This window comes from Terriglobales bacterium (assembly GCA_035454605.1).
In the GTDB taxonomy this organism is placed as follows: Bacteria; Acidobacteriota; Terriglobia; order Terriglobales; family Acidobacteriaceae; genus DATMAB01.
Genome location: DATIGQ010000193.1, coordinates 1 through 13,374, shown reverse-complemented (window position 1 = coordinate 13,374; position 13,374 = coordinate 1). Strand labels below are relative to the sequence as shown.

General features: G+C 65.3%; 12 protein-coding genes. 4 read left to right on the top strand and 8 right to left on the bottom strand.

What is annotated here, in order from left to right:
• Positions 1 to 135 precede the first annotated feature (135 nt).
• From VLE48_13680 to VLE48_13660, 5 genes are all read right to left on the bottom strand, one after another.
• Complete coding sequence (locus VLE48_13680; GenBank protein HSA94060.1) at positions 136 to 678, bottom strand: DNA-3-methyladenine glycosylase I; 543 nt, start codon at positions 676 to 678, stop codon at positions 136 to 138.
• Between the two features lie 188 nt (positions 679 to 866).
• Positions 867 to 2,144 (bottom strand): FtsX-like permease family protein, encoded by a 1,278-nt coding sequence (locus VLE48_13675; GenBank protein HSA94059.1) that lies wholly within the window; start codon positions 2,142 to 2,144, stop codon positions 867 to 869.
• A gap of 28 nt (positions 2,145 to 2,172) precedes the next feature.
• On the bottom strand, positions 2,173 to 2,766 hold the full coding sequence (locus VLE48_13670) for an isoprenylcysteine carboxylmethyltransferase family protein (GenBank protein HSA94058.1): 594 nt from the start codon (positions 2,764 to 2,766) through the stop codon (positions 2,173 to 2,175).
• Positions 2,763 to 5,030, bottom strand: coding sequence for a hypothetical protein (locus VLE48_13665; GenBank protein HSA94057.1), 2,268 nt, complete (start codon positions 5,028 to 5,030; stop codon positions 2,763 to 2,765). The genes VLE48_13670 and VLE48_13665 overlap by 4 nt, the downstream gene beginning before the upstream one ends.
• Positions 5,031 to 5,159: 129 nt before the next feature.
• Positions 5,160 to 6,872: a hypothetical protein gene (locus VLE48_13660; GenBank protein HSA94056.1), complete on the bottom strand. Its 1,713-nt coding sequence runs from the start codon at positions 6,870 to 6,872 to the stop codon at positions 5,160 to 5,162.
• Positions 6,873 to 7,045: 173 nt separating this feature from the next.
• Here VLE48_13660 and VLE48_13655 point away from each other — a divergent pair, with 173 nt between their 5' ends.
• The gene (locus tag VLE48_13655) at positions 7,046 to 8,248 is read left to right on the top strand and encodes a VWA domain-containing protein (protein ID HSA94055.1); all 1,203 of its coding nucleotides are present in this window, start codon (positions 7,046 to 7,048) and stop codon (positions 8,246 to 8,248) included.
• Between the two features lie 45 nt (positions 8,249 to 8,293).
• Here VLE48_13655 and VLE48_13650 read toward each other — a convergent pair whose 3' ends face one another.
• On the bottom strand, positions 8,294 to 9,019 hold the full coding sequence (locus tag VLE48_13650; protein ID HSA94054.1) for a hypothetical protein: 726 nt from the start codon (positions 9,017 to 9,019) through the stop codon (positions 8,294 to 8,296).
• 92 nt (positions 9,020 to 9,111) lie between these two features.
• On the opposite strand from VLE48_13650, the gene VLE48_13645 reads away from it, so the two are divergent.
• Positions 9,112 to 10,140: a hypothetical protein gene (locus VLE48_13645; GenBank protein ID HSA94053.1), complete on the top strand. Its 1,029-nt coding sequence runs from the start codon at positions 9,112 to 9,114 to the stop codon at positions 10,138 to 10,140.
• 67 nt (positions 10,141 to 10,207) lie between these two features.
• Here VLE48_13645 and VLE48_13640 read toward each other — a convergent pair whose 3' ends face one another.
• Positions 10,208 to 10,528: an antibiotic biosynthesis monooxygenase gene (locus VLE48_13640; protein HSA94052.1), complete on the bottom strand. Its 321-nt coding sequence runs from the start codon at positions 10,526 to 10,528 to the stop codon at positions 10,208 to 10,210.
• Positions 10,529 to 10,769: 241 nt separating this feature from the next.
• On the opposite strand from VLE48_13640, the gene VLE48_13635 reads away from it, so the two are divergent.
• Entirely contained in the window at positions 10,770 to 11,507 is a 738-nt protein-coding gene (locus VLE48_13635; protein HSA94051.1) for a ZIP family metal transporter, read from the top strand.
• A gap of 106 nt (positions 11,508 to 11,613) precedes the next feature.
• Positions 11,614 to 11,943 carry a four helix bundle protein gene (locus VLE48_13630; GenBank protein HSA94050.1) on the top strand — a complete coding sequence of 110 codons (330 nt, stop codon included), beginning with the start codon at positions 11,614 to 11,616 and terminating at the stop codon, positions 11,941 to 11,943.
• A 72-nt stretch (positions 11,944 to 12,015) separates the two neighbouring features.
• On the opposite strand, the gene ychF is transcribed toward VLE48_13630, so the two are convergent.
• Positions 12,016 to 13,095, bottom strand: a complete 1,080-nt coding sequence (gene ychF / locus VLE48_13625) for a redox-regulated ATPase YchF (GenBank protein ID HSA94049.1) — start codon at positions 13,093 to 13,095, stop codon at positions 12,016 to 12,018.
• Between the last annotated feature and the right edge of the window lie 279 nt (positions 13,096 to 13,374).

The following is a 13,374-nucleotide window of genomic DNA, read 5'->3' as shown; positions in this document are numbered from 1 at the left end:
CCCGGACGCGCCTTCGTCACATTCGCGCGCCGCGGCATCGGCGAGCCCGAGCGCAGTCCGCGCTCGTAGAGCTATTAAAGCACTGCTTGGCAAGATTGCATCCCCCATATGAATTTCAATAGTTACCAAAGTGTGTTACGGCTTCCCTTCCCGCATCCAGGGCGGCCTGAGCTTGGCGATGCGGCGGAACACGGGACAGGATTCGACGTGGGCGCCGGGCAGGTAGCCGGTGGAGAGCAGAAACTCGCCGGTGATCTCGCCGCCGGTGAACACGAACGTCTGCTTGAAGAGCTTGATCCACTCGGGCTTGGAGCGGGGATGGTGGGCGTCCAGCCAGCGGGCAAAGCTGCGGTGCTCCTCGCGCAGGCGCAGGATGCGGCGGGCGTTTTCGATGGCGGCGTCGATCTTCAGGCGGTTGCGGATGATGCCTTCGTCCCGCAGCAGGCGCGCCTTCTCGCGGCGCCCGAAGCGCGCCACGCGCTCCACCTCGAATCCGGCGTAGGCGGCGCGGAAGTGCTCGCGCTTCTTGAGGATGGTGAGCCAGGAAAGCCCGGCCTGGTTGATCTCCAGGATGAGGCGCTCGAAAAGCTGGTCGTCGCCGCGCAACGGGAATCCGTACTCGCGATCGTGGTAAGGACCGTGGAAGGGATGGCCGGGGGCGATGGAACAGTAGGACATCGTCAGTTCTCGGTTCTCGTTCTCAGAATACAGGAGGCGGGAAGCAGGGATTGAATCATTGAGTCAGTGAATCATTGAATCAATGAAAAGCAACCGCGGAATCTTTCGTCCGCCACGGCGGACTCAGGATGACAACCTCGAGGGAGGTTACGCAGAGCGGAAGGCGGACAGCGGAACGCGCTTTCCGTTCACTCGTACCTCAACGCCTCCGCGGGCAGCACCCGCGCGGCGGACCACGAAGGATACAGAGTCGCAATGAACGAGATGCCGATGGCGACCAGGGCGACCACCACGCCATCCAGCAGGCGCGGCGCGAAGGGGACGTAATCAATGGAATAGATCTCGGGCGAGAGCGAGATCCACCGGTAATGTCCGCCGGCCCAGGAGAGCGCGTATCCGGCAATGAGGCCCAGGGCGGTGCCGACCACGCCGATCATCACCCCCTGGGCGATGAAGATGCGCCGCACCTGGGCGCGCCGCGCGCCCATGGACATGAGCACCGCGATGTCGCGGGTCTTTTCCATGACCATCATGATGAGCGAGATGAGGATATTGAGCGCGGCCACCAGCACGATGAGTCCGATGGTGATGAAGGTCACGACCCGCTCCAGGCGCAGGGCGCGGAACAGGGCGCGGTTCTGTTCCATCCAGTTGGTAGAGACGTAGCCGGGGCCGGCGGCGGGCGCGAGCTGGCGGCCGATCTCGGCGGCGCGATCGAGGTCGTCGTTCGCCACGCGGAACTCGATGACGCTGGCCACGTCGCCCAGGCCAAAGAGGCGCTGCGCATACTCCAGGCCGGTGAAAGCCCAGGCGTGGTCGTAGTCGTAGAAGCCGGAGTCGAAGATGCCCACCACGCGAAAGCGCACGTACTTGGGCACGATGCCGAAGGGCGTCAGCTCGCCTTGCGGGCTGGTGACCACCACCACCGAGCCCACGGTGGCGCCGAGTTCGTCGGCCAGACCCTTGCCCAGGACGATGGGAGCGTGGCGGCGGTCGAGTGGATCGGGGAGCTCTTCGGTGGCTTCACGGCCGGGAGCCGGCGCACTCAGCTCATCGGCCGAGCCGAACTTCACCGCCGCCAGCAGGTCGCTGACGTTTCGTTCTTTTTCCGGGACGACGCCCTTCAGCACCACGCCCTTGGCGCGCGCGCCCCGCGACACCAGCACCTGCTCGTAGATGGCGGGAGCGGCGGCCACGACGCCGGGCTGCGTTGCCATGCGGGTGGTGAGCTCGCGCCAGTCGCGGATGCCGTCGGCTTCGGCGCGCATCAGGCTGACGTGCGCGGAGGCGCCCAGCAGGCGCTGCTGCAGGTCCTGGCGGAATCCGTTGTTGATGGCCAGCGCGATGATGAGCGACGCCACGCCCGCCGCCACCCCCACCACCGAGATGGCGGTGATGACGGAGATGACTGCCTGGCGGCGTTTGGCGCGCAGGTAGCGGGCGGCGATGAAGAGTTCGATGGACATCGAGCTTCGAGCTTCTGGCTCCTGGCTTCTAGCTTGAAGAAGCCTTCGGAATCAACATCGGCACCCTTTTTTTGTACTCGCGATAGGCGTCGCCGAAGCGTCGCTCCAGTTCCTTCTCCTCCATAGGAATCATGATCGCGCCGGTGAGGATGGCAAAGGCCGTGAGCGCGTAGCAGACGACGAGGCCGGAAGCGACGCTCCAGCCGAACATCATGAGCATGTGACCGACGTAGAGCGGATGCCGCACCCGGCCGTGCATGCCGGTGGTGACCAGTTTCTGCTCCTCGTGTGCTCCCACCTCTACTTCCGGCCGCCCCATCACCTGCCGCCCGCTGATGTGGGAACGCGAGCCGCGATAAAAGAAAATGGCGCAGGCCGCGAAGAAAACGATCAGCGCCCAGGAGTACGGTGTGTCGTAGAGATGCAGGTGACGCCAGGGCCGGGTCACGAGAGCCGCGGCAGCGATCATCAATAGCCAAAGCGGAAGAATGATGCGGTAGGGCGAGCGTACACGCCGCCAGAAATCCGGTGAAGGATGGATGATGAGCCAGAACGACGGAATGGTGGAGTACCAGCTAACGAGCAACCAGGCGACGGTGTCCGCAACTGTGTGAAGCGTCACTTGACGACGACCTTCGCGCTCCCCGCGTTGTCGAACTTGTCGTAAGCGCGCACCACGATGCTGTGCTCTTCCCCGGCAGTGACCGGGATAGCGACGTCGAAACTCTCGCTCAGGGAATCGGCGATGCCGTCGGCGGGCTCGATGCGCTTCCAGTCGGCGCCGTCGACGGAGTACTCCGCCCGAAGCACGGGCGAGAAGGTATCGGTGGCCAGGAACGTGACCCGCGCCTTACCCGCCTCCACGACTGCTTTCAGGTTTTCCACCCGAGGCGGCGTGGCATCCAACTCGAAACGCGGGCTCTCCTTTTCGCCGCACAGCGCCTCGTCCGGAGCGTTCGACGGCAGGTCGCAGGCGACCACCTTCAGCTTGTAGCCTCCGTCGGGCAGCCGCCCGGCCTCCCAGGAGTACACCTTGTCGGTGAGCTTTTCGTCCAGCAGCTTCCAGCGCGATTCGCCGTCGCCCCGGTAGTAGAGCGTGAACTCCAGGTCGTCGTCGTTATCGTCGGTGACTTTCCAGCGGGCGGCCACGGAGTTGCGGTCGCGCTGGGCCGGGGGAGGCGGGGGCTCGAAGCGTTGCTGGGCCGCGCCGGGCGGTGGCGCGCCCACCACCACGGGCTGATTGTCGACCGGCGGCTTGGGCACCGTTGGGAAGCGCGCTCCCGCCTGCACTGCGACTTCGTCCACTTCCGGAGCGACGTTCTTGGGCCGGTAGGCCACCGTTACGCTTTCCACCCGCCCGGGCGCCGAGCCTCCTTCGAGCACCAGCTTCCACTGCAGGAAGCGGGCGGGCGGGGCGTCCACCATGCCAGTGACCCCGACCTTCTTCCACGGGCTCCAGTTGCGGTCCGGATTGTCCACGTTGCCGCTGCGCGTCCACAGCTCGAAGCGGCCCGTGCCGCGGGCTTCGGCGCGCCCCCAGCGGGAGACGTTGCGGGCATCGAGGACGTCGCTCTCAAAGCTGGCTTCCGCCGCCGGGGCTGTGCTCATGCGAAACACCTTGCCCAGGTTGCTGGTGGCGGCGTAGAAGGTGCCGTCGATCATAGGAGCGAGCGCGGTAATCTGCGTGGCGCTGGCCTTGACCAGGTCGGTGTACGAGCCGTCGGCGGCGATGGCGAAGAGGCGGCCGTCGTTGCCGGTTCCGGCCAACAAGCGCCCCTGGCGGTCGAACGCCAGCGCGTACACCACATGCCGCGGCGAACTCCAAAGCGTGTGAGGGGAACCGTCCGCGGCGATGCGGTAGACATCCGAGCCGCCCGGCACCCCGGCCGTCGAAGGCAGGACCACCGGCGGCGGCGCCTGCGGTTGCGTCGTCACCTGCACCGTCACACCGGCGGTGGGGGGCTGGGGTGTAGTCACGGGTACGGCGGGTTGTGGAAAGGGCTGCAGCACTGTGGGCGCCGACCGCTTCTCGCCCAGACCGGCGGCGTAGATGTTGCCCTGGGCATCGACGGCCAGCGCCGTGATCTCCTTCTTGCGCGCGCTGTAGAGCACGAAGCCCTCTCCGGAAGGAGAGATGCGGTAGATGAGGCCGCTGCCGTCGGAGCCGGCAAGAAGCTGGCCGGTGGCGTCGAAGGCCAGCACGCGGATGTGGGCTTCGTCGCTCTTGAAGAAGACGGCGCCCTTGCCGTCCGGGTTGACGCGAAAGATCTCGCCGCGGTCGCCGGTGGCGACGTAGAGCCGCCCTTCGGAATCCAAAGCAAGGTCCCAGATGTACTTGGTCTTGGGATCGAAGAATTCGGCGGCGGCGTACTCGGGGTCGGATGGAACCTCGACGCTGGTGTCGCCCGCCTTGCTCTCCGCCGGCTGGCTCTGGGCGGGCTTGGCGTCGGACTTGCGCTCGATGCGGTAAACCTTGCCATCGGGAGAAGTGGCGGCATAGACCACGCCCTTTCCATCCACGGCCAGCGACTGCACCTGCAACTCCTGCGGCTTGAAGACCACCGTGAGCTTGCCTGCAGCCGAGATGCGGTAGACCCGCGCCGGGGCGCCGGCCGCGGCGAACACGTTACCCTTGCCGTCGGCGGCCACCGCCCACAGGTAGGTGGAAGGCGACGTAACCACGGCGTCGAACGCAGGCGCCGGCAGCAGGCTGCCGCCGCTGGAGATGGCCACTCCTTTGGCCGTGCCCTTGGCGAATTCTTCGAACCGGGTCTGCTCCCAGGTGCGGGTACCGCCAGCCAGGGCGACGACGGCAAGGCAAGGGACCAACAAGGAACTCAGAAAGGGGCGGAGATGCCGTTCGATGGTCATAAGCGTCGAGGACAACCGTTCAGTCTACCTGACTCGGCCGCGGCAACACGCCCGACCCCGGCAACAATGGCCTTCTGCTTGAGTTTCGGGCGCAAGCGGGTCTGACGTTTCGGATGTCCTGGCTGATTGCTGTCCGCTGTCGGCTTACTTGATGTTGATGCTCAGCACCTGGGCGCCGACCACCACGTAGTCCAGCGGCGTAGAGCTTTCGTCCACCGCGGACTCGCCCAGCACTACCACTTCGCGCGTGCCGCGCTGGCCGTCCATCACGTTGATGACGGAAAGCGGCAGGGAGGGCATCACTTTGTCCTCCACCAGCGCCTGCGGATTGGGCTGCAGCAGGGAGAAGTAGAGACGATCGTTGACCCGCTCCTTGTTGAGCATGGCGATGGTCGAACCCAGTTCGAGCTGCCGTCCCAAGGGCAGAGTCATGCGCCGCATGCGGTCGAGAGTGTCGCCGTCGCTCACCAACACGCGCAGGGTTCCTTTCGGCACCGAGGCGGGAATACGCACCGGCACCTGGCGCACAATGCGCTCGCCGCGATAGGGCCGCAGCGCCGCTTCGATCACGATGCTGTCGCCGGGCCGGGCCTCGGTCACATCGGTGCGCGCGCTTTCCAGCCGCGCCCAGCGCCGCTCCGGCAGCACGTCGAACGCCAGGTCCACTCCGGCCACCTGGGGCCGGGCGTAGGGGTTGCCGAAGATGCGTGAGAAGCGGCTTCCCAGCGCCAGCGCCACCTGGAAGGCGGTGGGGATGTTGGCCTCCGGGGGCGCATACATGTCCTGCAGGGCCACGTCGGGATAGCCGTTCACGTGGATGGCGCCCCGCATGCGGAAGGTGACTTCCTCGCCGTACTGGTTGTCGGAGCGCAACGCATTGAACACCGTCACCATGATGGCCAGCGGCGTGATGCGCGGGTTGTTGAGCACCTCGAAGCGGTATTGCCGGGTGCGGTCGCCGGCCTCCAGCTTCACCGAGACCGGGATCATCTCGGGGCTGCGGTCGAAGCGGCCCAGGATGCCGGCCTGCCGGTCCTGCACGAAGGCGCCGGCGGGCTCGGTGGCGTTCACGATTTTGAACGAGTTGTAGGGCGAGGCCAGCGTGGTCAGGACTTCCGCCTTGCTCATGGGCATGTCCACCTGGCCGAACTGCGAAATGGGATGCCCGCAGGCCAGCAGCCGGTCGGCGTCCACGTAGGTCACCGTGCAGGCGGCGGTGATGCTCATGTCGCCGCGCACGTACACCGCTCCCACCATGGACCCGGGCTCGAAGGGCTCGGGCTGCCGCGTGCCGCTGGCCGCCCCTGCCCCCAGCACCGGCACGATGCCGCTGGAAGCGAACTGGGGCGCGAAGCGCTCGACCGCCTCTTCGCTGAAGCCGGCAAACACCAGCGGCGTATCGATGGGACGCAATTCCTGACGGTAGGCTTCCAGGTCCGGCGTGGTTCCCGCGCTGGCCGCGCCCGCCACCTGTTCGGCGCTGCCCGTGGAGGCTACGGCAACCGGCGGCACGCTGCGGTCCAGTTCATTGATCTCCAGCATGTCGGCGATGGGCGTCACCCCGGCGATCGGCTCTTTGGCAAACGCCCCGATGCGGAACGCCAGCGCCCCCACCAGCTTGCCATCGATGTACACCGGGCTGCCGCTCATTCCGGCCACCACACCCGTGTGCTCCGCCTTGGCGCCTCCCAGGCGAACCAGGATCACGTCCCGGCGCGGCCCCAGCACGTTCTTCAGCACGCCGAGCACTTCCACTTCCATCGCTTCCGGCTTGGTGCCCGCAAAGACGGTATAGGCGACGCCCTGCATGCCCGGCTGCACCTGCCCCACCGGCAACGTAGCCGGACCGGCAGCCATCGACGCACCAACGCAGACAATCAGAAAGATGGGGAGGAAAAGGAAAAACCGGACTGCTACGGCTCGTATCATTGCGTCCTGCGTCCCCGGTCATCCCTGCGCCCAGGGAAGGGGCACAGGCCGAAACCCGCTATCAAAAACGCCCTTACGTGCATCTATACTAGCAGATTGTGATGCGAGGCGATGCCCGCTTGAAACTGCGACCTTCCGATTCCCGGGCCGGTTCGGTGCCGGCGGCGATGCTCATCCTTTTGCTTCTGGTGTCTTCCGCAGCCGGTCTGTTGGCCGCCGCCCTGCCGCAGGACCAGCCCCAGACCCCCGACAAGAAGGCGGAACAGAAACCGGACGAGGCCGGCGGTCCCAACGTCCCAGTGGGTCCCATCGCCGTACCCAAGCGCAAGGAGGAGGCGCCACCCCCCGAACCTGCGCGTCGTCCCGGCCCCAGCGACATGCCCGACTACTCGCTGCGGGTGGACGTACCCCTGGTGAACGTGGATGTGCTGGTGGTTACCAAGGACGGCCAGTTCGTGCCCGGGCTCAAGAAAGAACACTTCCGCGTGCTGGAGGACGGCGTTCCCCAGAAAGTCACAAACTTCAACCAATCGGAGGCGCCCATCACCGCCGTGCTGGTAGTGGAGTTCGCCGCCAACAGCTACTACTTCATTTACGACGCGCTCAACGCCTCCTACCAGTTCGCCAACACGCTCAAGCCGCAGGACTGGGTGGCCGTTGTGGCCTTCGATATGAAGCCCCACATCATGGTGGACTTCACCCAGAATAAGGGCGCGGTGTTCGCGGCGCTCAACCAATTGCGCATGCCGGGCTTCAGCGAAACCAACGTCTTTGACGCGCTCTATGACACGCTCGATCGCATTGACAGCATCGAGGGACGCAAGTACGTCATCCTGGTCGCCACGGGCGTGGATACCTTCAGCAAGCTCACCCTCGACCGCACCTTGAAGAAGATCAGGGAATCGCGCGACGTCACCATCTTCACCATCTCTACCGGCGAGGCCATCCGCCTGTACGCCGAAAGCCGTGGAATGGTCGGTCCCATCACCAGCCTCACCTATCTCCAGGCCGACAACCAGATGCGCCACTTTGCCCAGATGACCGGCGGCCGCTGGTACAAGCCCCGCTTCGAAGGGGAACTGCCGGGCATCTTCCGCGAGATCGCCGCTATCACCCGCAATCAGTACACCCTCTCCTACAACCCTACCAACCGGGCGCTGGACGGCAGCTATCGCAAGATCAAGGTGGAACTGGTGGCACCCGACGGCAGCGGCCCGTTGAAGGTGAAGAACGAGAAGAACAAGGAAGTCAAAGTGCAGATCATCGCCCGCGAGGGCTATACGGCTCGGCACATCGTGGATTGAGGCCGGCCGTCGGCCTGCATCGGCTCAACGCTCTTCCGGCTTCGCCTACTTGTTCTCCTGCTGCTCCTCCTGCTGCTTGCGGAGGCGTTCCTGCAGTTCCTGCAGGAGCTGCTGGGGCGTCTTGGGCTGCTGCGGGGAAGCCTCCGGCTGGGCGGGCACGCTGGGCTGGGGTGCAAAGCCTTCCGGTGTAAACCCCTGCGGCGGTTGCTCGACGACCGGTTCCACCTGCGGCTCAGGCTCAACGTTTTCCGACTGATCCTCCTCGACGACGGGTTCGCGTTGGAACGCTCCGGGTGGCGGGCCCGGCCGGGGCGGAGTGGGCGGACCACCGCGCACGGTCAGCGTGACCGCCGTAACCGCCGCCGGATTTGCCGGCGAGCCCACGATCACGTAGTTGAAGTTCGACCCGGTCAGCAGCTCGGCCAGTACGTCGCGGGGCGCGCCCGGTCCCAACTTCACGGAGACGCGCTCCCCGCTCATCGGGCCTTCCAGGCGCGCGCCGGTTGCCTTCGCCACCGCCTGCAGCACCGCGCTCAGTGTCGAATTCTCGGCCTGAATGGAAAGTTGCCCGCCGCGGTAGCTCACCTGCGGCGGCGTGGGGGGAAGCTCATAGGGAAGCAGCGGCTGCGGCTCAGGTGGCTCCACCGCCGCGCGCGGCTCCGGCTTCTTCTGGGACGCGCCGCGCTTCTTGGCGGGGAGGGTGGTGGCGGCGGACGGTATCGCCAGAATGCCTACCAGGATTGCCGCAGCGAGCTTGGCCAACATCTTCATCTTTGCCCCTGCCGATTCGAGATTGTACACCCGCTCCAGGGTCCCCGCGCTGCTGCCGCTTGGCATATGATGGAAGAGTAGGAGTCGCCGTCTTGCGTCTTCTTGCTTACGTCGCGCTTACGCTCTCCGCAGCCCTCACCGTGCCGCTGGCGGGCGCGCAAACCTGCGCTACTTCAGAAGAGATGTTCCCGGCCACGCGCCGGGCCATCCAGAACACGGCCCGCCGCTACTGGGAGGCGGCAGCACGCAATGACACCGAAACCCTGCGCCAGAGCGTGATCCCAGCCGTGGCCGCCGGCTTTCAGGCCATCGCTGACGCCGTCGTCGCCCACCACGAGCTCCTGGCGTCCGCGCAGCCGGCTCTGCGCGGCCTCTACCTGCTGGAAACCAATGGCGACCAGCCGCGCTCCCAGGTGAGCTTCTACTGCGGCGTCTATCGCACACCCGGCTGGCTGGGGTTCACCTTCAGCGACCTCGAGCCCGGCCGCTATGCCGTAGTGCTGTTCGATCTCCCGGCGTCCGCCGCCCCGCACACCTTTTCGCTGGTGTTGCGCCAGGAGCCGCCGCCCGCCATGGCTACACCGGATGTCGCTCTCGCCCAGCCCTGGAAGCTCGCCGGCCTCTACCTGAAGCCTTCCACCCTGTTGGACCACGACGCGCAGTGGTTCCTGGAGAAAGCGCGCGCCTTCCAGCTTTCCGGCCAGCCACGTAACGCCTGGTTCTTTTATCTATTGGCGCGCGACCTGCTCGCGCCCGTGCCCTTCATCGGCACCGAAGTGCTGGACAATATCTACGACGAGCAGCAGCAGGTGCGACCCGCCGAGCTTCCCTACGACCAGCCGCTGAGTCTCGCTGTCGGGGGCCGCAACGTGCGCATCACCCACATCTTCCCCGTGCCCGCGGAACAGGGCCTGTTGCTGGTGGTGAAGTACGAAGCTGCCGACGTCTCGGATTCCGCCAAGGCCAACGCCGAGAACCTGGCCGTCAGCCGCGCCTTCCTGGCGCGCTTCCCGGAGTATCGCGACGCCTTTGCGGGCGTAGTGGCTCGCGCCGTCGAGCCCTCCGGCCGCGACTATGGCTCGCTGATGATGATGAAAGACCTGGCCGCCGGACCGCGTTGAGCGCGATCTTCTTCTTGCCTGTCTGCACAGACGAAGGGCCCGGCTTTCACCGCCGGGCCCTTTGGGTTTACGCCGCTTTGGCGGAAATCTTGTGAGGCGTGGAAACGTCCACGTTGAAGGTTTGCAGGGTGGGATCCGCAGCCAGCATGGGCTTTATGATCTCGGCGATCTTCGCATACTGTTCGCGGTGATAACGCTCCGCATCCTCGCGCGTGTTCCACAGGCTGATGGCCAGGATGCGATCGGGATTGCCGTCCGCGCGCAGCACCAGCTCATCGGTGAAACCCGTCTGCTTGCGCAGGAAGGGCAGGATCTCGCTGTCCAACCGGGCGCGCAGATCGTTCAGCTTGTCCTTCTTCACGGTCAGTTCGACCATTCGAGCAAACATGGCAGTGCTCCTTTCCCTAGGGATGCTGGGCCCGTCGGAGGCGACCCGCGGAGGACTCGACCGGCGGGCGGGTTAACGAAGGAATGAACGTGCGGTAACACAAAAATTTTACACCCGCTCGCGGAGCGCGGAACGGAATTCGGTTGTGGAAAAAGTAGCCAGTACTCAGTAGCCAGTACCTAGTTGCCAGCACTCGGTACTGGGTACTCGCCTACTCTGTTATTCTCGACGGGCTTCTCTCATGCCCTCCGATCCCATCCTCCTGAGCATGCTGTTAGGACTGACGGCCGCAGTGGCCAACGTCATCGGCGGCGCAGTGATCGTGCAGCGCGACTGGAGCCGCGGCTACCTGAAGTATTTCGTGGCTCTGGGCTCGGGATTCATGCTGGCCACGGCGATGGTGGAGATGATCCCCGAAAGCCTGCACCTGGGCGGCGGCAGCGTGATGGGCTTCGTGCTCATGGGCTACCTGCTGGTCCACTTCTTCGAGCACACCATCACCCCGCACTTCCACTTCGGCGAAGAGGTCCACGCCGATGAGTTCATTCATTCGCACAAGGGCTACCGCGTGCTGCTCGGACTGCTGATCCACGCTTTCTTCGACGGCATCGCCATCGCTTCCGGGTTCCTGGTCTCGCCCTGGCTGGGCTGGGTGATCTTCGTGGCCGTCTTCCTGCACAAGATGCCGGAAGGATTCACCGTCGCCTCGGTGATGCTGGCCAGCGGGCGCAGCCGCAAGACGGCGTGGACGGCCTCGGCGCTGCTGGGTGCGGCGACTCTCGCGGGCGTGTTCTCCATGGCGCTGGCCCGCGGCGCCATTCGCGCCGCGCTGCCTCTCGCCGCCGGCGTCACTCTCTATGTCGCCGCCACCGACCTGCTGCCGGAAGTGAACCGCGAGCCAGGCGTCAAGATGGCCATGGTCGTCTTCCTCGGCGTGGGACTGCTGTTCGTGCTGGATTTCCTGTTCAAGGGACATTGAAGCAGTACCGAGTACCCAGTACCTAGTACCCAGTTAAAGGCAAAGGGCCCAGGCAGCAAGAATCCTCCCGGGAGGTTGGGCCATGGGGAAGTCATTCAAGGATCTGGTGGCCTGGCAGAAAGCCATGGACTTGGCAGAAGCGGTTTACGGCGGAACGGAGAATTTCCCGAAGCACGAACTCTACAGTCTCACCAGCCAGATTCGCCGTGCGGCGACCTCGGTGCCGAGCAACATTGCCGAAGGCCAGGCGCATTACTCGAAGCCCGAATTCCGCCATTTCCTGCGCCATGCTCGCGGCTCGCTGGCCGAATTGGAGACTCAGATCCTACTTGCACGGCGACTGCACTATCTGACGGAAGAAGCTGCTCAACGCCTCATCACCCTGGCGGATGAGGTGGGCCGGATTACCAACGGTCTCATAGACTCCACCCGCTGAGGGGTTCACTGGGTACTCGGCACTGGGTACTCGGTACTGAGTACTCGGTACTGAGTACTCGGTACTGGGTACTCAGCCCGAGTGCCGGACGTGCACCACGTCGCCGTCCCTTACCTCGTACTCTTTTCCCTCAAGCCGCAGCGTTCCGGCGGCGCGCGCTCCCGCCTCTGACCCCGCGGCCAGCAGATCGTCCCAGCGCACCGTCTCGGCGCGGATGAAGTGCTTGGCCAGGTCGCTGTGGATCACGCCCGCCGCCTCCACCGCTTTCGCGCCGCGCCCCACCGTCCAGGCGCGGCACTCGTCCTCGCCCACGGTGAAAAAGGAAATCAGTCCCAGCAGCTCGTAGGTCTTGCGGATCAGCCGCACCAGCCCGCTCTCTTTCAATCCGTAGCTGGCCAGGAACTCGCCCGCCTCCGCGTCGCTCATCTCCGCCAGTTCGGCTTCCACCTTGCCGCACACCGCGGTGACCCCCGTGTTGGGATGCCGCGCCGCTTCCTCCAGTCCATACGTTTCTGCCGCGCGTTCCAGCTCCGCGCCCAGGTCGGCGCTCTCGCTCACGTTCACCACTGCCAGCAGCGGCTTCTCGCTCAGGAACATGAAGCCGCGCACGCGCTTCTTGTCCTCCGGCATCATCTCCATTTCGCGCAGCGGACGCTCTTTCTCCAGATGCGCCTTGGCCCGGAGCAGCAGTTCGTGTTCTCTTTCCAGCTCGCTGGTCCTGGCTTTCTTCAGGTCTTTTTCCAAACGCTCCAGCCGCTTCTCGATCTGGCCCAGGTCGCTGACCATCAGGTCGAAGTCCACGTTCTTCAAGTCGCGCGCCGGATCGATGGCCCCCACGTGCGGGATGGTCGGATCCTCGAACGCGCGCAGCACATGCGCCAGCGCATCCACCGTGCGCAGCGTCCCCAGGTACGCGGTCTCCTTCAGCGCTTCCTGGCCGATGGCCGCGACGTCCACGTACTCCACGGAGGCGTGCACCGTCTTGCGCGGCTGATAGAGCGCGGCCAGCCGGTCCAGGCGCTCGTCCGGCACCCTGGCCACCCCTAGGTGAGCCTCCCGCGGGTTGACGCGCGCCTCCAGATGCGCCCGCGTCAGGATCTTGAACAGCGACGTCTTCCCCACCTGCGGCAACCCGATGATCCCGGTTTTCATGGTCAGTACCCAGTACCCATTTGCCAGTACTCAGTGCGAGCGGCTGGCTTCTAGCTTAATGCATTGACGGGCAAGGCCTTCCGTTGTCCGCCTTCCGTTGTCCCCCTTCCGTTGTCCGCCTTCCGTTGTCCGCCTTCCGTTCACAGTTCATAGTTCACCCTTCGCAGTTGCCTTCATCCGCTTTCATCGGTGCCAACAAAGCGCGTGCCTTTCCCTCCGCCTGCCACCTGCTTCGTTGGCAACTCCCTTCCCGCCGCGCGCCTCTAAGCATGTAGGCGC